Source organism: Tahibacter soli, from assembly GCF_025717065.2.
Lineage (GTDB): Bacteria > Pseudomonadota > Gammaproteobacteria > Xanthomonadales > Rhodanobacteraceae > Tahibacter > Tahibacter soli.
Genome location: NZ_JAOVZO020000011.1, coordinates 45,637 through 67,016 on the forward strand (window position 1 = coordinate 45,637; position 21,380 = coordinate 67,016).

The following is a 21,380-nucleotide window of genomic DNA, read 5'->3' on the forward strand; positions in this document are numbered from 1 at the left end:
TTGAGCCCTCTCCCTCAAGCTTGCTTGGGGGAGAGGGTTGGGTGAGGGGGCGACGCGCACGATCGCGTCGGTTTCCGGTTTTCGCGGCGCACGCGCCGCAACACCGTGCGAAACCCGCCGCCGCGCGCTAGCCTCGCCCGATGGACTCCCTGATCGCCGCCGCCGCGCGCGCGCTGTCCGCGGGCGATGCGCTCGGCGCGCTCAATCGCGTCGCGCTGCGCGACGACCCGCCCGCGCTCGCGTTGCGCGGCATCGCCATGGCGCAGCTCGGCGAATATCCGCGCGCCCGCGAACTGCTGCGCCTCGCCGCGCGCCGCTTCGGCGCACGCGAGGCGCTGGCGCGCGCACGCTGCGTCGTCGCCGAAGCCGAAGTCGCGCTCGCCATGCGCGACTTCGCCGGTTCGCCGCGTGCACTCGCCGACGCCGCGGCCGTGCTCGACGCGCGCGCCGATCGCGCCAACGCCTTGCAGGCGCGCCTGATCGCCGCGCGCCGGTCGCTGCTGCTCGGGCGGCTCGACGTAGCGGCGGCGTCGCTCGCCGGACTCGACGCATCGGGCCTTTCGCCGTCGCTCGAAGCCGTCGCCGAACTCGCCACGGCCGAAGTCGCGTTGCGCTCGCTGCGTACCGCCGTCGCGGGCGCGGCGTTCGATCGTGCCGCCGCCGCCGCCGAACGCGCCCGCGTACCGGCGCTCGTCGCCGAAGTGATCGACGCCCGCGCCGCGCTCGATCGCGCCGCCGCGCGGCGCATCCACGCGGGCCACGAAACGCCGCTGCGCCTGCACGAAGTGGAAGCGCTGCTCGCGTCCGGCGCGCTCGTGGTCGACGCGTGCCGCCGCGGCCTGCGCGCGGGCGACGCGTGGCTGCCGCTCGCGCGGCGGCCCGTGCTGTTCGCGCTGCTGCGCGCGCTCGCGCAGGGCTGCCCGGGCGATGTCGACCGCAACGCGCTCATCGCGCAGGTGTTTCGCACGCGCCATCCCGACGACACGCTGCGCGCGCGCCTGCGCGTCGAGATCGGCCGCCTGCGCGCGCTCGTCGCGCCGTTCGCCGACATCGAAGCCACGCCGCACGGCTTTGCCCTGTCGCCGCGCGATGCGCGTGCCGTCGCCGTGCTCGTGCCGCCGATCGACGGCGAAGAAGCGTCGCTGCTCGCGCTGCTCGCCGACGGCGCGGCGTGGTCCACCTCGGCGCTCGCGCTGGCGCTCGGCGACAGCCAGCGCACCGTGCAGCGCGCGCTGGTCGACCTCGAAGCGGCCGGCCGCGTCCGCTCGATCGGCCGCGCGCGCGCCCAGCGCTGGCTGGCGCCGCCGCTCGCGGGATTCACGACGATCTTGTTACTCCCGGCCGCGCTGCCGGCGTGAGTAGAGTGTTCCCACGGCGCCGAACCGCGCGCCACCAGGAGACGGATCATGCCAGGTATACAAAAGAGCCCCCGCGACGCCGCCGAGCCGGTGCCGGCGCGCATCGCCGACATCGTGCGCGAATACGGCCCGTTCGACGGCGCCCATGACGTCGGCGGCATCACGCACGACGGTCGCCACGTCTGGGCGGCGACGGGTGCGAAACTCGTCGCGTTCGATCCCGCGAGCGGCGGCGTCGCGCGGACGATCGACTGCCCCGCGCACGCCGGCACCGCGTTCGACGGCACCTACCTCTACCAGATCGCCGAAGCGCGCATCCACAAGATCGACCCCGCGACCGGCGGCATCGTCTCGTCGATTCCCGCGCCCGGCAACGGCGGCGACTCGGGCCTCGCGTGGGCCGAAGGCAGCCTGTGGGTGGGGCAGTACCGCGACCGTAAGATCCATCAGATCGACCCCGCCACCGGCGCGGTGAAGCGCACGATCGAATCGAACCGCTTCGTCACCGGCGTGACGTGGGTCGACGGCGAGCTGTGGCACGGCACGTGGGACGGCGACGAGAGCGAGCTGCGCCACATCGACCCCGACACCGGCGCCGTGCTCGAACGGCTCGAAATGCCGCCCGGCACGAACGTGAGCGGTCTCGAATCCGACGGCGCCGATCTCTTCTACTGCGGCGGCGGCCCGACCGGAAAAGTCCGCGCCGTGCGGCGGCCGAAGACCGCGTAGCGATACGCGCCGCCGCGCGCCGCTCGTCTCAAGTTTCTTTGTAAACCCTTTCACTCCGGCCGGTCGGCCGGAGACGGACGCGCCTTGCCCGCGCATTCATCCACCAAAGGCCCATCGGGCCGAGGAGCACACCATGAACGCCGCAATCGCCGTATCGAACACCGAGCAACACCCCGTCGTCACCCGCGAGCGCTGGCTTGCCGCGCGCAAGACGCTGCTGGCGCGCGAGAAGGAACTGACGCAGCTGCACGATGCGATCGCGCGCGAACGCCGCGCGCTGCCGTGGGTGCGCGTCGAGAAGGACTACGTCTTCGACACGCCCGAAGGCCCGCGCCGCCTCGCCGATCTGTTCGACGGCCGCAGCCAGCTGTTCGTGCAGCACTTCATGTTCGCGCCGGGCTGGGAGCAGGGCTGCAAGAGCTGCTCGTACATGGCCGACCACAACGACGGCGCGAACATCCATCTCGCGCAGCGCGACGTGACGCTGATCGCCGTGTCGCGCGCGCCGCTCGCCGACCTCGAGCGCTTCCGCCGGCGCATGGGCTGGCAGTTCCGCTGGGTGTCGTCGCATCGCAGCGACTTCAACCACGACTTCGGCGTGAACTTCACGCAGGACGAAATGACGAGCGGCAAGGTGGACTACAACTACGTCAGGCAGCCGTTTCCGCACGAGGAAGCGCCGGGCATCAGCGTGTTCGTGCGCGACGACGAAGGCAGCGTTTTCCACACTTACTCGCGCTTCGGCCGCGGCGTGGAAGTGATGATGCACACGTACGCGCTGCTCGATCTGACGCCTGCCGGCCGCGACGAAGACGCGCTCGAATACCCGATGGCGTGGGTGCGCCACAACGACCGATACGAGGCTCAGACATCCGCGAACGCCGCGCCGAAAGCAGCGGGCTGTTGCGGCTCGCAGGTCTGATCGGCGACGGCCGGGGAGAACGTCATGACGACATGGTGGCCTTGGCTCGCCGTCGCCGGGCTCGGCGCCCTGCATGGCCTCTCCCCGGCGAACGGGTGGATGTTCGCCGCCGCGTGCGGCGTGAGCGCACGCGACGGCGCCGCGGCACGCCGCGCGTTGCTGCCGATCGCGCTCGGACACGGCGTGTCGATCGCGATCGTCGCGTTCGCGGTGACGCAGGGCGTGCTGATGGATCGCGCGCTCGCGCAGTGGCTGGCCGGCGCGTTGCTGATCGGCGTGGCGGCGTATCGGCTGCTGCGTGGCGCATGGCCGCGCGTGCCGGCCGCGCGCATCGGCGTTGGGGAACCCGCGAGCCAGGCCGGCATCGCGGCGTGGTCGTGCCTGATGGCGACCGCGCACGGCGCGGGACTGATGCTCGTGCCGGCGATGGGGGCGATCTGCATGTCCGATTCGCCGGCGAAGGAAATCACCGCGTCGGGATCGATGATGCTGGCGCTGATCGCGGTCGCGGTGCATCTCGCGGCGATGCTCGCGACGACGGGCGCGGTGGCGAGCGGCGTGTGCCGCGCGGCGGTGCGGATGTCGACGTCGCGGGGCGACGCGACGTTGCGGCATGCGTGGACCGGCGCGCTCGCCGTCACCGGGCTCGCGCTGATGGCGTTCCGATAGCGCGACGCCACGCGGCGCGGCGATTCCGTCTGCCCGAGCAAGGCTCCCGGTGCGGGCCTTGCTCGACGCTCCGGGCGGTCGCCTTCGTCGGCGTGATGCGAACCGCCGCAAGAACGGCACGCAATACCTTTCGGCCGCGCACCGCGCCATGCCCCGCGAACGGCGTCTCGTGACGACGCAAGTATCGCGCGCGAAGCAAACCTCTCAGGCATCCCACACGCGCGCGAAGCGGCGAAAGCGGCCCGTTGCGCGACGCGGGCGTCGGTGCGACAGATGGAATCTGCGGCGCATCGGTTACGACGTCGTCGACAGGCAGCGGTTCGGTCCCGACCACGGCAATCGGATCGAGAAACTCACGAAACAGATCGAAGCGTGCGACGCCATGGTCCACGTCGTCGGATTTCGCTATGGCGCCGACCGTCGCCGAAGCTTCTGCCGCCCGGCACGCCGAAACTCGAGCGGACCACGCGCCCGAACTACGAACCGCGGCGATCGGGAGACCAGTCGACGTTCGCCGTCGCCAGGCCGCAGATCGAGGGAATCCTGCAGACGTGCAACGGTCTGCGGTGCCCACCACGGACGAGAACTGCGAGTGGTACAGCTATTCGACGAAGCTGCGGCTGAAGATGCACGGCGACGAGATCGACGTCGCGCTGTCCGGCAGCTGCGGCTTGTGAGCCGCGCCGAAATCCCGATGCGCGTTCGCGGATCGCGCACGACCGCAAACGATGTTTCACGGCCACCGGCGGCGATCGACGCGGCGACGCATGAAGCCCCGGCGCAGGCCGTGCGCCGGGGCTGTGACGTCGCGGTCAGTATCCGGTCGTCGGGCGGGGAGGCTACGGTACGACGCACTGCGTCGGGAACTGGCGCCGGTTCGTCGCGATCGCGACGACCGACGGCGTCGTGTGGCCGGGGCAGGTGATCGTCGCCTTCGAGTCGGCGAAGCAGCCCCTGGCGGCATTGTAGGCCGTCGCCACCGCCGACGTCGCGCCGTACTGCGTCGACGTCTGCTGCGAGAGCACGACGTGGTCGACGTCATACACGGCCGCCGACGCGAAGTTCGTCGTATTGACGATGGGGCTCGTCGCGTTCGTCGTCATTGCGCTCGCGCCGTACGTCGATCCGGCGAAACCGCCGCCGGCCAGCGCCTGCACGCGCAGCGGGCCGGTGTCGTGCGGACCGGTGCAGTCGCCGAACACGTCCTGGTTCTTGGGCCGGTCCGCCGACAGCGTCGCGATGATGTCGTCGAAGAAGCCCTCGCGCGCGTAGCCGGGGCGCATGGGCCCGTGGCTTGCGGGCGTCGCGTCGCGAATGGCGACGAGCTTTTCGAGCAGCGCGCGCTGCCCGGCCGGCGTCGTTGCGACGTACGATGCTCCGTCGTCGCCGACGCGCGCATACAAACCGTCGCTGACCTGCGTCAGCGTGTCTTCCGCGTCATAGCGCTTGCCGATGTCGGCGGACGGGTACTGCGCGAACGCGACGTTCGAGACGCAGGCGAGCGCGAGTGCGGAGATCAAGGTCTTCATGGATGCGATCCTCATGGATGATGGGCGCAGTCCTCGCGAATTCCCCAAATCCGATAGTATCGCGGTTCACACGTATAAAAAACGAGCGCGCGCCGGTGTGCCGCGTCGCAAAAGGCGGCCGCGAGAACGATCGTCGCTGGGCCCGGCGACGGGCCGTCGGTGCGCTCGAAGCGGCGCACCTCGCCGTCGACCGATGTCGCATCCATGGCGGATTTGCCGGGCGGTCGATGCGCGGCAATGTCGCGGCCGGCGTGCGAGAACGGCGACGCGTCTACGGCCTTTGCGCGAGGCGGGCCGGTATCGCGGAGTGGCCGACGGTCGCGAGCGGCATGATGCGAGTGAAATCCCGCTGCCGGTTTGCCGGTCATTGACGGCTTGCAACCGCCGATTCCTCTCACCCCTTTCGAGGACAGAGATGACATCCATCGCCGCAATCACGATCACCGCCGTCGCACTGGCCGCGGGCAGCCCGGCGCAGAGCGCCGACATCAAGGCCGACCCCAAGGTCGTCGAGGCGGTCAAGGCTACGTGTTTCGACTACGTCGACGGCCAGCTGGAAGGCAACCCGGATCGCGTCGCCCGCTCGCTGCATCCGGATCTCGCCAAGCGGGCGGTGATCGGCGACACGCCGTACGAGCGGTACGGCCTGCGCCGCATGAGCAAGGAAGAACTGGTCGACCTGACCAAGCAAGGCGTGCTGAAGACGCCGGCCGGCGAATGGAACCGCACCTGCACGGTGCTCGACATCACCGGCAACGCGGCGTCGGTTCGCCTGGAAACGCCGTGGTTCGTCGACTATTTCCACATGGGAAATTTCGGCGATCGTTGGCTGATCGTGAATGCGTTGTGGTACAGCAAGCCGAAGGCGCGGTGATCGGCGCGCGGGTGCCGAACGTCATTGCGCGGGTTTCGATTTGCCGCCGGAGGCGCCCTGGCCCAGCCACAGCGCGGTCAGCGCCGGGCGGTTGCGAACGCCGAATTTGTAATAAATGGATTTGACGTGGATGTGCACGGTGTTCCGGCTCTTGCCCGTCGCCTGCGCGATCTGCTTTTCGGTCTTGCCGCCGAGCAGCGCCAGCAGCACGGCGCGCTCGGCCGGCGTCAGCGGCGCGCTGGCCGCGTGAATGCCGTGACTGAGCACGAACCGGTACTGCAGCCAGCGCAGCCCGCGGATCGCGAGCGTGAACGGCGCCTTGATGTCGGCCGTGAAGCGCGGGCTATCGGGTCCGCGGTAGAGAAACAAATGCGTGCGCACGTCGTCGCTGATCGCGCAGCGGGCCGACAGCTGGTCGGCGTGCCCCACCTCGAGATAGTGGCGCCGGTAGAACGGGCCGTCGAACCATTCCGGCGGCATCACCTCGAACAACAGCCGCGCAAGAAACGGTTCGTTGCCGGCGACGGCGACGATCGACGCCGCGTCGGCTTCCGATTTCATCAGCTTGTCGACGCGCGTCTTCACCGATGCCGCGACCGCCGGCGTCGGATGGAGCGGGCGGGCCACGCGCGGACGCCAGCCGTCGAGCAGGTCGCCCTCGGGCGGTACGGGCAGTCGCACGACGACCGCGAACAGCGCGTTGCCGCAGTCGAAGATGCGGCACAGCCGCGCGAGCAGGTGATCGATTGCGTCGTCGGGGCGGTCGACGGGGAAATCGGCGAGTTCGTCCCAGAGTCGATAGATGTCGTCGGTCGTCGCTTCGCTCATTGCTGCGTTCATTCTTCTTCGGCGGCACTGCGCGCCCGGCGTTCGACGCGGCCGACGATACGGCGCGCGTCAGCATACCCGCTTCGGACGATCTAACCTTTTCAGGTTATACCGCGACACTCGCCCGCTTCGTACGCTGCCGCGGTCCGGCCGGCGGCGCGCCGCGCACGCGACTCTACAGGGGAAGTTCCAACATGAAACTCGCGCTCTTCGCGCCGTGCCTGCGTGCCGGGTGGGCTTTGCTGTGGCTGGCGGGCGTCGCGCACGCGCAGTCGGGAACGCCCACGGTCAGCCAGGTGGCCGGCGGCAGCGAACATGGCTGCGCCGTGACGACCGCCGGTGCGGTGAAGTGCTGGGGCTACAACGCGTTCGGCCAGCTCGGCAACGGCGCCAGCGGCGGAGGTACCAACTCGACCGCGCCGGTCGACGTGCAGACCCTCGGCAGCGGCGCGGTCGCCGTTGCCGCGGGTTCCCACCACAACTGCGCGCTCACGCAACAGGGCGCCGTGAAGTGCTGGGGTAGCGGCACCGCCGGCAAGCTCGGCAACGGGGCGTCGTCGTCGTCCGCCGTGCCGGTGAACGTGCTCACGCTCGGCCAGGGCGTGATCGCCCTTGCGGCGAGCGACTACCACACGTGTGCGCTGACCGATCGCGGCGCGGTGAAGTGCTGGGGATGGAACCGCTACGGTCAGCTCGGCAACGCCACGAACAGCGGCAACGACGCAGCCAACGCCAGCCCGCTCGACGTGCAGACCCTCGGTAGCGGCGTCGTCGCGATCGCCGCCGGCCAGTTGTTCACCTGCGCGTTGACGAGCGTCGGCGCGGTGAAGTGCTGGGGCATCAACGACAGCGGCCAGCTCGGCAACACCGCCAACATCGGCACCGAGAACGCGAACGACAGTCCGCTGGCCGTGCAGACCCTCACCGGCGGCGCGGCAGCCATCGCCACCGGCGCCTCGCACGCCTGCGCGCTGCTCGACGGCGGTGCGATCAAATGCTGGGGATCGAACAGCGCCGGCCAGCTCGGCGCACCGACCAACTCGGGGACCGGCACGCTCAACCCCGGTCCGCTCGACGTGTGGCTTGCCAACGTCACGCGCATCACCGCGGGCCTCGACCACACCTGCGCGGTCACCGACGCGGGCGTTCCGTATTGCTGGGGCAGGAACGACGTCGGCCAGCTCGGTGTCGCCGCGAACGCGGGCACCGGCAACGCGACCTGGCAGCCGGCCATGGTCTGGAACCCGGTCGTCGCCGGCGTTTCCGTCGGCAGCCTGGATGCCGGCGAACGCCACACGTGCGTGCTGACCACGACGGGCAGTGCGCGATGCTGGGGGTGGAACTCCAGCGGCCAGCTCGGCAACGCGGCGAACCTCGGTTCCTACAACGTCGGCCCGCTCGCCGTGCAAGGCTTCGACATGCCGGCGCAGGGCCAGTCGATCGCCTTCAACGCGCCGCAGAAGCTGCGCCTCTCCACCACCGCGACGCTCGCCGCGGGCGCCACGAGCGGCGGCACGGTGTCGTTCGACACCTGGAGCGCGAACGCGTGCGTCGTCAGCGGCAACACGTTGAGCCCGGCCGTCGGCGCGGTCGACGGCATGCTGTGCGGCGTGCGGGCATCGCAGGCGGGGTCGGGCAGCGTGGCTGCCGCGCCGCAGCAGCTGCGCATCGTGCGCGTCGTGCGCGAAGACCGGCTGATCGTGAACGTTGCGGGCCAGGGCAGCGTGGCGGCGACGCCGGCACCGGCGGCCGGCAACGGCATCGTCGCGTGCACCGCGGCGAACGCGCCGTGCACGGCCGCCTACGTTGCCGGCGACGCGACGGCCGTGACGTTGGCCGCGACACCGGCGGCACACTGGCACGTGACCGGATGGAGCGGCGACTGCACGGCGAACGGCGCGAATCCGCAGCAGGCGCAGCTGAACCTGGCCGGTGACAAAAATTGCAATGTGACATTCGCGATCGACACCGTTACCGCTACCGTGACCGTGACGAGCGGCAACGGCACGATCACGCCGCCGTCGCGCACGGTGAACTACGGCGAGACGACGACGTTCGCGGTAAACCCGGCGGCCGGCCATCAGGCCAGCGTCACCGGCTGCGGCGGCAGTCTCGCCGGAAACACGTACACCACCGGCGCGATTACGGCGAACTGCGCGATCACGGCGACCTTCACGCCGATCGCGTATCAGGTCACCGCGACGGCGGTCGGCGGCAACGGCACGATCGCGCCGGCATCGCGCACCGTGAATCACGGCGAGACCGCGACGTTCACGGTGAATCCGGCGAACGGCTACCAGGCGAACGTGAGCGGCTGCGGCGGCAACCTCGCCGGCACGACGTACACCACCGGCGCGATCACGGCGGCATGCGCGGTCACGGCGAGCTTCGTCGCGCTGGTGCCGACCCTGTCGCTGACGATCGACGCGAACCGCGACTACGTCGGCTACGGCCAGGTGTTGACCTACACGGTGACCTTGTCGAACACCGGCACGGGCGCGGCGAACCCGGCGGCCATCGCGCTGACGCTGCCGCCGCAGATCGACGCGAACGCCGCAACGTGGACATGTACCAACGGCGGCAACGGTGCGGTGTGCGCGGCATCGGGCAGCGGGGCGTTGCAGGACAGTGCGGTGGTGCTGCCGGCTGGTCGCATGTTGACGTGGACGGTGACGGCGCCGGTGCGGGCGAACGCGACGGGCGGCGATGTCGTGACGACGGTGAGCGCGAGTGCCGGCGCGGTAGTGGCGAATGCCAGCGACACCGCGGTGCTGGTGTTGATGCGCGACGGGTTCGAGATGCCAGCCGTCGGCGTGCGGGGCGGCGATCGGTGATGCGCGGAGAGCCGTCCGTGGCTCGGAAGGCGAGGTCTTACGGATAGTTCGAAATGGCGATCTGCGTGGCGCTGGTGGCGTCGTAGGTGACGCCGTTCTTTTCGGCGTGATGCGTGCACTGTACGTTGACGATGCCCGATCCGCCGATCGGCGGATGCGCACTTGAATAGAAGTGCACATCGACGAGCGCGCCGTTGGTTTCCGAGTCGTAGTCCATCGTCGTGGCGGTGGGGCCGTAGGCGTAGCAGCGCACTTCGATGTAGTCGGCGTCGACGCGGTCGTTGTTCTGGTTGGCGAGGCGCGAGTAGCCGCGGATGCGCGCATGCACGCCGCCGCCGCTGTCGCTCTCGTTGCCTTCGTGCTGTATCACGCCTTGCAGCGTGTAGGTCGGCGGCGTGCCGCCTCCGCCGCCGGGCGGCTGGTAGTTGCACGAACCGGGGCCTTCCTCGATATCGATGCTGCAGGCGGCCGCGAGCGGCGCGGCGAGGCTGGCGGCAACGAGCAGAACCCACTTTCCGACGTACTTCGTCATCTTTCTCTCCTGGGTGGAAACGCGTGCGTGCCGTGGATGCGGCCGGGTTCCGGCGCGAGGCGGAGTGCGGCTAAGACAAAATGTTACCGTTTTCCATAACGCACAGAGTGCGGCGATATCCACAGCGCTGTGCTACTCGCAGTGGGAGGGGGCAAAGGCTCGGCGCGGGTGTGACGCAGGAGCCGTGCCGGCGTCAGGTGCGCGTCGTGAAACGGTCGAGGCCGGTTCGCGCGCGTCGAAAGAACCGGCGAAGCGGTGCGACGTGCAGATGGCGCATCGCGTCGATCTTCGTACGCAAAGAGACACGGTCGATGGCCATATCGACTCGGCGGCGCCGTGCGACTTTCTTGCGTCAGCTGTCGTTGTACACGTCGATGAACAGGCCGAACGCGCGCTCCAGGTAGTTCGCCGCGATTCGTGCGGCATCGGGCGTCGGAACCGTCACGTCAGCGAGCAACAGCGAAACTCCGCTGCGCTCATCAGGATTGGCGGTGAATATCCGTCCGTGCACCTCGACCATTCCCACGAATCCTGATCGCGGATCCAGCACCACGCCAGCCTTTCCCGACTGGAACGACACGGTATCCCCGATTTGCGGTGGCGACGCGAACTCAATGAAGCCGTGGACGGTACCGAACGAACCGTCGGATTCGGTGAACAATGAGAAGTCGACATGGATCTTCATAGCGGTGTCAGCGGAAGGTACTGCGGCGCTGCCAGCGTAACTTCTTCGGACATATTGCATGCCATCTGGGCGAGGGAAATCATCGTTGCGATCGAATCCGGCCGGTCCATACTGAGTCGGAGCGATTCGCTCACGGCTAGTGTCACCACTCAACGGCACGGTCCAAATTAGTGCCTGAGCTAGACAAAGTCGGGAGTCCCCCGGCTGTGCCGGGGAGGCAGTAGAAGTTCGACACTTGCTGAAGTATGCGACTCGCGTAATGAGCGTGTTGCCGGCGAAGGCTGCCAGGGGGCGCAGAGAGATATCGCGTGAGAGAACGCCGCCCGACGCGAAAGAGTAGCGTGGCCGCAGTAGGTCTCTGGTCTATGTCGGCCTTGGAGCAATAGTCTCGTATGCATTGCCCCACGACTTCGACTCGCAGGGCAGGTGCTAAATAGCAGGATGATTCGAGGAGCGATTCATGACTGAAAGGGTAACTTTCTTCTCGCGCTGCAAGCCGCAAAACGTTGATGCGGTGGAGATCGCCCGCGACCATCGGCGGATCTTCATCGGGTATCCGCTAGCAAGGCCGGGCGTGAAGTACGACCCTCGAAACCTGAGAAACTGCGTCGTCGACCTGCTGAGTGATGAAGACACGTGGTTGGCTGCGCATTCGGTGTCGGACCGGCGCAGGGCATACAACGCGAATCGCAATCTGGTCGGCAAAGTTGTCGAGGGTTCCATGGCGATGATTCCGCGGCCCGAACACGGTGTCGCTTACTGCGGGCGGGTCATAAGCGGGTTCGAACTCGTCGACAACCCCGCGTGGTACGACGCGTACATGACGCTGCGTGGCGACACGGATACCGACGATACGTGGCACTCGGCCGACATCGGGCAATGCTGGCGTGTCGACGAGTTCAAGCCTTTGCCGGTATCGCGAATTCCCGGATGGATCAGGCGATCTCTCTACGGGAGATCAACCTTCGGTGTGATTCATCCCGATTCGATCTGTGGCGATCCCACGCCCGTCATGGACGCGTTGCTCGAAAACAGGAGTCGTGTTGTTCGCGAATGGACGCTCGACCCGAGGCAGATCGAACGACGGCTATTAGAGGACTCGACGCCGACCGTCTTCGAGCACTTGGTGGTTTCGTTGCTGCAATTGGAGCACTCCGGTGAAACCTGGATCCAGGTTGGAGGTGTGGGCGACGGCGGAATCGACGGTGTCGGGTTCGATGCGAACGGCGATGTTTGCGGGTTGCTTCAGTGTAAGTGGCAGTACTGGGGCGAGGAGGTGTTTGCCGGAGCGACAACATCGAGTGCCACGGGGCGGCCGATTCGACGATATCTGGCGGTACTTCGGGACGAGTCGGGCGGGTCGATGGTCGACGGCACCTTTCTCGATGCGGGGCGGATCGCCGAGTTGCTTGCAAAACACCACGCGAGGCTTCCGCTTGCCGTTTCGTTGCGGGTCGGCAGCGGAGCCTGACCCATCGAACATACCCGATCGCTGTGGCGAGGTGAAATTTCCCCAATTTACCGGTGTTGGTCGGAGGCCACGGGTGGCATGGTGACACGGTGTGTCTACCACCCACTCCAAAAATTCCACTAGCGTCGCCCATGTCGTCAAACCCGAGTGGAGATGCGTCATGTGCGATCCGTCGTTGAGGGAAGTCGAGAAACAGGAAACGAAGCTGCGGTCTGAAGCTGAGACTGCAACGGAGCAGGGAGCGCAGCAATGCGACATAGCGCTGAGCTTCGTCCACCGCTACGCCGGCGAAAGCGGCCGCGAATACGTCAACCACTGGAGCGTCGCGCATTCGCCGAACGACCACTGGAACCGCCGCGTCGAAGCCGGCGCCGCGTTCTTCGCGCAGTTGGAGGCGCTGGCGCTCGCCGACGAATCCGCCGCGCACGACGCCATGCGCATGGCCGTGCTGTCGCCGAACTGGAGTTCGCAAGGGTGGGGCGAGGAGAGCGGCTTCGCGTGGCAGATGGCGAGTGCCGCGATCGTCGGTCTGCGGGCTATTCGCGCCGGTTGGGATCGCTTTGAGCCGGTTGAATGACGCGCCGTGCGGTCTGCCAATCGCGCCGGCAGACCGCTACCGCATACCGTTCACTGCCGGATGTGCAGGGGTACGTCCGTGCAGCGGTTTGTGTGCAGGTTCTTCGTCTCGCCGCGACGGATCTTTTGGCAGCTTGGTTACTTTGGGATGGCGCGGCATTCGCGCGCAGCGCAGGCGGGCGCCAGCATGCCAACCGCCGGTTGCGATCGGATTGCAATATTTTGCATTTCTCGTGTGGCGCGATGTTGCTCGTCAACCATTCAAGACGAATCTGTACGGTTGTAGCAAAGTTACGGTGTGCTAATTCCAGCAAATCCGGACTCTCGCGCATGCAGGCTTCCGCCGGTCGATTCTGCGACTGCAGATCGCCCGCGGCCTGATCACGTTTCTCTCCCTTTTGCGATAAACCGCAGACACCGCGTGAGGCGTCGCCATGAGAGTCCGGCGGCCATCGCAGCAGTGGTGCGCATCGGGTCGGCGGGACGGACGCGCCGGGCTGGCGATTTCTCTGCAGATCGACAAAGGGGGATGGGACATGGATCGAGGCATTCCGCTGCGCGACCGTCTTGCCGTCGCGTGGATCGTAGCGACACTGACGCTGGCCGCCGGTGTCGGCGTACCGATCCGCGGCTCGTACGCACTCGACGCGCCGCTCGGCGTACTGGCCGACCTGCCCCCGCACGACGCCACGGTCGGCACCATGGCCGGCGAGGCGATGGCCGAAGGCGGTGCGGCGTCGTATACGATTCCGATCACGCTGCCGCCCGGCCGCCGCGGCATGCAACCGTCGTTGTCTCTGTCGTATTCGAGCCGCAGCGGCGCGGGAACGGCGGGCCTCGGCTGGTCGCTTGGCGGCACGTCGTCGATCCATCGCTGTCCGCGTACGCCGGAGCAGGACGGCGAGGCGCGCGCGGTGCGCGGCGACGCATCCGATCGACTTTGCCTCGATGGTCAGCGCCTGATCGTGGTCAACCCGACTACGTTGGTACCGATCGCGGGGCAAGCGGGCTACGGCGCCAATGGCGCGGTCTATCGCACCGAGATCGACAGCTTCGCGCGCATCACGCAATTCGGCGACACGCTCGGCGGCGCCGGCAGTTGTTTCAAAGTGGAATCGAAGTCCGGCGTGGTGCGCTACTACGGCGGCACGCCGATCGGCATCAGCTGCAGCGACGGCGCGCGCGTGATTCCCGGCGGCGTCACAGCGCCGTTGTCGTGGATGGTGAAACGCGAAGTCGACTCGCTCGGCAACACCGTCACCTACACCTATGCATCGAGCGATGCGACCGGCACATACGGCGTCGGCGAAGTACTGCTGCAAGGCGTGCAGTACACCGGCTTCGGCGCCGATCCGGGCGATCGTTCGGTCACGTTGCTCTACGAAGAACGCCCGGCGATCGACCGGACGTCTTCCTACGTCGCGGGCGGCGTTACGCGCCAGACGCGCCGGCTCAGCGCGATCGGCACGCACGACGGCAGCCAAGCGGTGCGCTCGTACGCGCTGGCCTATCACGCGAGCAACTACAGTGGTCACAGCGTGCTTGAGAGCGTGACCGAGTGCGCCTATGCGCCGGGCAGCGCGACGCCGGTCTGCCACTCCCCGACCACGTTCACCTATGCCGACAGCGGCGAGATTCGCTGGCCGCACGAATTCAAGCGCTTGACGATTCCGGGCCTGACGTCGGCGCAGCTCGACCAGCCGGACGCGAATTCTGTCGTGCCTGCCGGCCATCCGACCGAACCCGAGGGCACCGTCAACGTCGCGCGTCCCTCGTACGTCCGCGAGCTTGGCGACTTCGACGGCGATGGCACGCGCGAACTCGGCATCACGCACTACAACGCGAGTGGCGTGCCCAAACAGTATCTTGCCGCATTCACGACCGACCGCCAGTTGCGCGGCATCGTCGACGCCGATACGGGCCTCGGTGTGCCGGGCGTGTTGTCGGCCGGCACCCAGCTCGCCGATGTCAACGGCGACGGCCGCACCGATCTGGTCGGCCGCCGCGTCGTCGGCGGTCAACGCAAGATCTATGTCGGCGTCTGGACCACGACCGGCGCAACGAGCTGGTTGCCTGGCAATTTCACGCCGTACGATCTTGCCGTGCCGTTGCCGAGTCCGACGGATGCGGTCGGCTGCGAGGCGGTGTCGTTCGCCGACATGAACGGCGACGGCCGCGCCGACCTCCTGCTCGAAGTGCCGACGAGCATGACCTGCGGCACGGCATCGCCGCCGCGCGAACTGCGCATCTATCTCGGCCAAGCCGGCACAGATCCGCTCGTACCCACGTTCGCGGCGACGCCGAGCGTCACGCGCGCGCTTGCGAACGTGCCCGGCAGCGGCAGCACCGTGCATTCCGAAGGCATCTCGCTGATGGACTTCGACGGCGACGGTCTGCCCGACGCACTCGTATCGCGCCCGGCCGACGAGACGGAGCAGAACCGCACGCTCAAGGTCTGGTTCGGCCGCAATACCGGCGGTACGTACACACTCGGTGGTACCGGCCAGGAAATTGCCTCGATCGCAGGGCTCGCCAATCCGCCGCTCGCGGCCGACGAGACGCACAAGCAGGCGTACACGGTGTGGGCCGACGTCAACGGCGATGGTCTGCAGGACTGGATCTCGATTGCGATCGGGGGAGACGGCATCGGCTATTGGGCCGTACGCCTGAACAAAGGCGGCGTCCTCGGCGCGCGAATGATCACGACGAGCCGTCGCGGCATCGAGCGCTGCGTCAACGATCCGCAACCGAACACGACGAACAACCACTGCGGCGTACGTTGGCAACCGGTGTTCACGGCGCTCACGCGCACCGCCGATGTCGACAGCGACGGCCGCGCCGACTTGCTGGTGCCGCGCGCGTTCGCCGCGCGGTTGTGCGTGCGGCGTGTCGCCGCGCATCCGAGCAAACCCGGCGAGGAGGTCTACCACTACTGGTGTCCGGAAAATCCGCAGACGGGCGCGCTCGATCCTGCGCCGGGCGACCTGATCGTGACACCGCCGAACAAGTACTACGGCATGTACGCGCCGGGCGGCGACGCGACCGACGGTAGCCAAGCCGGCCGCTTCGGCGGCGACTTTGACCCGAGCGCCTACTTCATGGACGCGCTGCGCTTCGTGCAGACGAGCGAGACCACGTTCGGTATCGAAGCGACGCCAACCGATATCGTGCGCGGCCAATCGAGCTTCGACATGTACGGCGACGGCCTGACCGATGAGATCGCGTACATCGGCAACGCCTACAAGCCGGTGACGACGTTGCCACGCTACGACGCCGTGGCGCTCTACGGCAGCGGGCTCGGACCGGACACGCTGCCCGACGGTACCCCGGTGACCGACCTCGAAGCGCAGCGCTACACCTACGTCAGCGAAAACGTCGGCGTCGGACGTATCACGCCGACGTTGTCGGGTGCGTTGCCGCGGCCGGCCGCGGTCGAAGCCATCGGCGATCTGCCGCGCCTGCCTGAACTGATGACCGGTGCGACGAACGGCCTGGGCGACACGGCGAACTGGACACACTTGCCGCTCGGCGTGGGTCTGTCGGTACCGAACTTCACGGTCGCCGGCCAGCCGTTCTATGCGATTCCGGCACAGCGCTATACCGACGCGCGGCACTACTACTTCGCTTCGTCGATGCCGGTCGTCTATGCGCTGCTGCGCAGTAACGGTATCGGTGGCAGTTCCGGCGCGCGGACGCAGGTCTTCACCTACGCCGAGGCGATGTACAACCACCAGGGGCGCGGCTTCCAGGGGTTCCGTCAGATAGCGACATACACTGCGACGGGCGATCAGGCGGTCGACCGCGAACTGCGGACGCTGACGACGTTCCACCAGAAATTTCCGTTGACCGGCAAAGCCGCGTCGGTCGCCGTCGCACCGAGCAGCCAGCCGGGTTTCCCGATCTCGCGCGAAGCCAACGACTGGCGCTGCACGCTCGGCGCGAGCGAGCGCCAGGTCTGCCCCGGCGACGGCGCAACGCCGAATTCTCCACAACGCGATACGGTGTACTTCCCGTATCTCGATCACCAGGTCGCAACGACGTACGACCTGGTGCAAGCCGAGGCCGGTGTCAGCGCGGCGATCAGCGAAGTCGACACGCTCAACGCCGCGAGCAGCAGTGCGACAACCTCGGGCTGGGATGCGTTCGGCAACCTGCGCCATGAAGTCGTCACGAGCCGTGATCTCGGCGGCGGCGCCTACCCCGACGGGCCTTTCGTCGCCGAACATCGCCGCACGACGGAACGTGCGTTCACGTCGAGCACGAGTACGTGGTTCCTCGACCAGCTCGACAGCGAAACCACGACCGCGACGATCACGTACAGCGCGGGGCACACGCCACCCGCCGGCGTCGCCGCGCCGCCGCGCACGCTGACGACGGGGTATGCCTGGAACGCCGATCGCACGCCGAGCCGGCAAGTCGTACAGTTCGGCATCGCGGGCCAGGAGGCGAAAACGGCGTGGTGCTATCGCACGGCGAACGCCGACTGTCCGTCGCCGCCGGGCGGCACGAACTACGGCCTGCCGAGCAGCATGGTGGTCAGCGCACCGGATGCCGGTACCGCGCGGCGCGCGAGCTACACGTATTCCAGGAACGGCATCGCCGCGGCCGACGATGGCTATTTCGTGCTGACGACGACGAATGCTGTCGGCCACGTGGTGACGACCGAGCGGCGTCCGCGCGACGGCCAGGTATCACGCGCGATTGCGCCAAATCTGACCTCGGCGGTCACGACCTACGACGCCTTCGATCGGCCGGTCGCGGTCGAGGCGCGCGGCACGAACAGCGCGCTGATCGAACCGGAGACGCGCATGGCGTTGACGCGCTACGCCGCGGGGCGCTGCTCGACAGAAGTCGGTACGGTTGGCGGAGGGGGCGAAGCCTATGCCGCGTACTGCGCGACGACCGTCAAGGCCGGCGCACCGACGACGGTGACGTGGAATGACCGGCTCGGTCGGCCGGTCAAGGCCGCGCAGCGCGGCTTCGACGGCCGCTTCATCGTGACCAAGACCGAATACGACCTGATGGGGGCAGTACACCGTCAGTCGATGCCGCGCTATGCCGATGCCGTGACCGACCTCTGGCAAGAACGCACTTACGACCGACAGGGGCGTCTCGCGGTGCAGATTGATCCGGCCACCGATCTCGCGCCGGGCAACGGCGATCGCCGGACCCGGATGACCTATGCGGGCCGGCGCACGACAACGCGCGTGCAGGACAACACGCTGAACCCGGCGTTGCCCTGCGCCGCGGGCACGGCATGCTACGAGACGAAGGCTTATACGAACGTGCTCGGCAGCGTGATGTACGGCGTCGATGCCGGCAACACGGCCACGCGCAGTTGGGTCGATCCGAACGGCAAGCCCGTCGGCATCCAGGACAACGAAGGCGTGCTCACGATCGCGGTATACGACGCGCGCGGCCGGCGCACGCAAAGCGTCGATCCCGATCAGGGCACATGGAGCTTCGTACAGAACGGTCTCGACGAACTCGTTTCGGAAACCGACGGACGCGGCGCCGTGATGACGGTGACCCAGCGCGACCTTGCCGGCCGCGTGCGGCAAACGACGCGAACGCCGCCGCCACCGCCGACGCCATTGCCGGTTGGCATGACGAACGAAACGATCGTCGACGAGTGGGCCTACGATCCGGCCAACGGCCCGGGGCAACTGGCCTCGATCCTGCGCAAGCGCGGCACGACGATCGCCGGCGCCGTACAGGTGTGGAAAGAACAATACGGCTACGAAACCACAACGCGCCGTCCGTCGACGATCACCAGCACGATCGACGGCGAAGCCGGCACCTGGATCAGTGCTGTTACCTACGACAGCAACGGCCGCGAATGGACGCGCAGCTATCCGAGCGGCCTGACCGTCGAGACGGGCTACACCGCGTATGGCCAGGTGCGGCAGCTCAACAACCGCGCGACCGGGGCGATCTACTGGACCGCGACCGCCGCCGACGCCTGGGGCAAGGTCACGGCCGAGACGTTCGGCAACGGCCTGACCGGCACTCATACGTGGGCGGCGAGCACCGGCCAGGCGAAGCAACTGCAGTGGAGGAACGGGCCGACGACGGTCGAACGTTTCGACTATGCCTACGATCCGCTCGGCAACCTCAAGTCGCAGCAGCGCGGCGGCGTCACCGAAACCTATGGCTACGATGCGCGCCAACGTCTGACGGCAACCACGCTGTCCAGCGGCGGCGGCGCGAGCTTCGCGTACTCCGCCTCGGGCAATCTCACGAGCAAGAGCGACTTCAGCGCCGGCGGCAACGCGTACAGCTACGGCGGCAACGGCTGCGGCCCGCACGGCGTGAGCGGCGTCGCGATGCCCGGTGGCGGCACGGTCACCTACGCCTGCGATGCCAACGGCAACGTGATCGGCGGCAGCGCGCTGACTGCGAGCTTCGACGTCGAAAACCGCCCGCGCACGATCGCGCGCGACGCCAGCGGCTCGGGCGGCGGCGGCAGCGACCTCATCTTCAAGAATGGCTTCGAGGCCGGTAGCAGCGCCCCAGAAACCTTGCAGGGAGGCCCGGCGGACGGCAGCATGAGTTACGCCTACGACGCCAAGGGTGGTCGCTATGTCGAGATCGCCGCCGGCGGAACGACGCGCTACGGCCCGAACGGGTACGAGAAGGTGATCGCCGGAACCGTCACGCACCGGCACGAACTGGGACCGGTGATCGTCTCGCGCGTCGGCACGACCGACACGGTGAGCTATGTGCTACGCGACCGGCTCGGCTCGACGATCGCGGTCAGCGACGCGAGCATGGCCGTCAACGAACGCCGCCAGTTCGACGCGTTCGGCAAGGCAAGAAACGCGGACTTCACGAACCGGCCGGCCGGGCAGGCAAATCTCACCGCGACAAACCGGGGCTTTACCGCGCACACGCAGGCTGACGATGTCTGGCTCGTGCATATGAACGGGCGCGTGTACGACCAGAACCTGGGGCGGTTCCTCAGTGTCGATCCGATCGTGCAGGGCGGCGGCAGCCAGGCGTTGAATCCGTACAGCTATATCCAGAACAACCCGCTGAGCGGGACCGATCCGAGCGGCTATGCGGCGGCTAAGGACGAATGCGCAGGCAGCAAGGCGGGTGGGTGCACGATGCCGGACCAGCCCGCGAAGCTGGTGAAAGCGACGTCGTTGACCGGCAGCCGTATCGCTGGTGGTGGTACTGGTGGATCGTCGTTCTCCTACGTGGAGGTCAATCCGAGCGAGGGCGGACAAGCATCGCTCGCTGTCGCGCTGGCGGGGTCCAGTAGCGGGTATGTCATGCAGGCCAGCGTGATCGACAGTGCGGCGGGGGCGATTGCAGCCGACAATGGCAAGGCGGGTGACAGACAAGCAAAAGCACAAGACCGGCCGGCAAGAGGTCAGATGCGCAACAAGCCCGCTTCCGATGGCGCGCACGACGGAATGAACTTGCCGGTCAAGAAAAAAATCAGCTCCAATCCGGACTATGTCGTCGCCTTCTTTGAAGACCTATACGAGCCTTTGAAAGAAATGGCAAAAGGCTTGGAGTTGGAGGAAGATTGGATGCTTGCACTTTCCTCGTACGAAAGCGGCTGGTACAACAGCCACAATCGTGGATTGAACAATCCGTTCGGCTTAACAAAGGCGGGAGGTGCAAACATAAAGTTCAGCTCTCCCCAGGCCGCTATAAATCTCTGGATCAATACTTTTGGCAATCAAGTTAGAAGTGCTGGCTCGATAGACGAGTTCATCACTAATCTATTGAGCCCTCCGAGAGTGTATAACACAGAAAACAAGAAATGGTCGTCTGACGTGAAGGGTCAGGTAGAGACAATCAAGCTGCGGAAAGAAATTTGGTTAAATGGAAAAAAGCCATGATCTCTATATCCTTTGTTTTGCTGAGTGCGATCTCCGGTTGTTCGGAGGATTGTTATTTGTCTGACAACTACGGCTATTCGTTCAGGCACGAAGGAATTTCTGCTTTCTGCGCGGAGACGCCGCCGGCTCCTTCTCATGGCTTCTCTTTTTCGATGCAAAAGGTCTCGTGTGACGATTTGAGGACGCGCAGCGATATTTCTTACGTCGTGTTCTGGGCTGAATACAACGTGGTCAAGCAGTCAGATGGCGCACGGCACCTCGCGACGGAAGTGTGTGTCGGAAAACCTGTGCTGTCGCGTCGCGGCTTCAACGGACTGACGACGTTCGAGTGCAAATCGAAGGAGGTGGGTCGGAACGGGGTCCATTTCTTCGCGCAGTCGGAGGGCGGCGTTGTGGAGCAGAGAGTAAACTATTATGCGACTGCTTTTCTTTCCGGGAGTAAATCGGATGAAGATCTCGTTGCCCATGTGCGTCGAATTTCCGTAGGCGAACAAAAATAGCTGTCGAGACTGGGGGC

The 21,380-nt window shown here is 67.0% G+C and carries 14 protein-coding genes; 10 read left to right on the forward strand and 4 right to left on the reverse strand.

All coding sequences use genetic code 11. The annotated features are described in order from the left end of the window. Positions 1-140: 140 nt before the first annotated feature. The 4 genes from OD750_RS08345 (at position 141) to OD750_RS08360 (ending at position 3,678) form a co-directional block, all read left to right on the forward strand. A complete protein-coding gene (locus OD750_RS08345; protein WP_263541128.1) occupies positions 141-1,358 on the forward strand; it encodes a helix-turn-helix domain-containing protein in 1,218 nt (405 codons plus the stop codon). 48 nt (positions 1,359-1,406) lie between these two features. Next, complete coding sequence (locus OD750_RS08350; RefSeq protein ID WP_263541129.1) at positions 1,407-2,087, forward strand: outer membrane protein assembly factor BamB family protein; 681 nt, start codon at positions 1,407-1,409, stop codon at positions 2,085-2,087. 133 nt (positions 2,088-2,220) lie between these two features. After that, positions 2,221-3,009 (forward strand): DUF899 domain-containing protein, encoded by a 789-nt coding sequence (locus OD750_RS08355; RefSeq protein WP_263541130.1) that lies wholly within the window; start codon positions 2,221-2,223, stop codon positions 3,007-3,009. A gap of 24 nt (positions 3,010-3,033) precedes the next feature. Next, a complete protein-coding gene (locus tag OD750_RS08360; protein ID WP_263541131.1) occupies positions 3,034-3,678 on the forward strand; it encodes a hypothetical protein in 645 nt (214 codons plus the stop codon). A gap of 839 nt (positions 3,679-4,517) precedes the next feature. On the opposite strand, the gene OD750_RS08365 is transcribed toward OD750_RS08360, so the two are convergent. Continuing rightward, on the reverse strand, positions 4,518-5,207 hold the full coding sequence (locus OD750_RS08365) for a hypothetical protein (protein ID WP_263541132.1): 690 nt from the start codon (positions 5,205-5,207) through the stop codon (positions 4,518-4,520). A gap of 415 nt (positions 5,208-5,622) precedes the next feature. Between OD750_RS08365 and OD750_RS08370 the strand changes: the two genes are divergently transcribed. Continuing rightward, positions 5,623-6,081 carry a nuclear transport factor 2 family protein gene (locus OD750_RS08370; protein ID WP_263541133.1) on the forward strand — a complete coding sequence of 153 codons (459 nt, stop codon included), beginning with the start codon at positions 5,623-5,625 and terminating at the stop codon, positions 6,079-6,081. Positions 6,082-6,102: 21 nt separating this feature from the next. Here the strand turns inward: OD750_RS08370 and OD750_RS08375 are convergent, their stop codons facing one another. After that, positions 6,103-6,909 carry a helix-turn-helix transcriptional regulator gene (locus OD750_RS08375; RefSeq protein ID WP_263541134.1) on the reverse strand — a complete coding sequence of 269 codons (807 nt, stop codon included), beginning with the start codon at positions 6,907-6,909 and terminating at the stop codon, positions 6,103-6,105. A gap of 194 nt (positions 6,910-7,103) precedes the next feature. Between OD750_RS08375 and OD750_RS08380 the strand changes: the two genes are divergently transcribed. Next, a complete protein-coding gene (locus OD750_RS08380) occupies positions 7,104-9,743 on the forward strand; it encodes an RCC1 domain-containing protein (protein ID WP_263541135.1) in 2,640 nt (879 codons plus the stop codon). A gap of 37 nt (positions 9,744-9,780) precedes the next feature. Here OD750_RS08380 and OD750_RS08385 read toward each other — a convergent pair whose 3' ends face one another. Beyond that, positions 9,781-10,275 carry a hypothetical protein gene (locus tag OD750_RS08385; protein ID WP_263541136.1) on the reverse strand — a complete coding sequence of 165 codons (495 nt, stop codon included), beginning with the start codon at positions 10,273-10,275 and terminating at the stop codon, positions 9,781-9,783. 352 nt (positions 10,276-10,627) lie between these two features. Beyond that, a complete protein-coding gene (locus tag OD750_RS08390; RefSeq protein ID WP_263541137.1) occupies positions 10,628-10,960 on the reverse strand; it encodes a hypothetical protein in 333 nt (110 codons plus the stop codon). A gap of 460 nt (positions 10,961-11,420) precedes the next feature. Here OD750_RS08390 and OD750_RS08395 point away from each other — a divergent pair, with 460 nt between their 5' ends. The 4 genes from OD750_RS08395 to OD750_RS08410 all read left to right on the forward strand — a co-directional run bounded on the left by OD750_RS08395 (position 11,421) and on the right by OD750_RS08410 (position 21,363). Beyond that, positions 11,421-12,431, forward strand: coding sequence for a hypothetical protein (locus OD750_RS08395; protein ID WP_263541138.1), 1,011 nt, complete (start codon positions 11,421-11,423; stop codon positions 12,429-12,431). Between the two features lie 160 nt (positions 12,432-12,591). Beyond that, complete coding sequence (locus tag OD750_RS08400) at positions 12,592-13,008, forward strand: hypothetical protein (RefSeq protein WP_263541139.1); 417 nt, start codon at positions 12,592-12,594, stop codon at positions 13,006-13,008. Between the two features lie 535 nt (positions 13,009-13,543). Then, positions 13,544-20,863 (forward strand): SpvB/TcaC N-terminal domain-containing protein, encoded by a 7,320-nt coding sequence (locus OD750_RS08405; protein ID WP_263541140.1) that lies wholly within the window; start codon positions 13,544-13,546, stop codon positions 20,861-20,863. After that, entirely contained in the window at positions 20,860-21,363 is a 504-nt protein-coding gene (locus tag OD750_RS08410) for a hypothetical protein (protein ID WP_263541141.1), read from the forward strand. The genes OD750_RS08405 and OD750_RS08410 overlap by 4 nt, the downstream gene beginning before the upstream one ends. Positions 21,364-21,380: the final 17 nt, after the last annotated feature.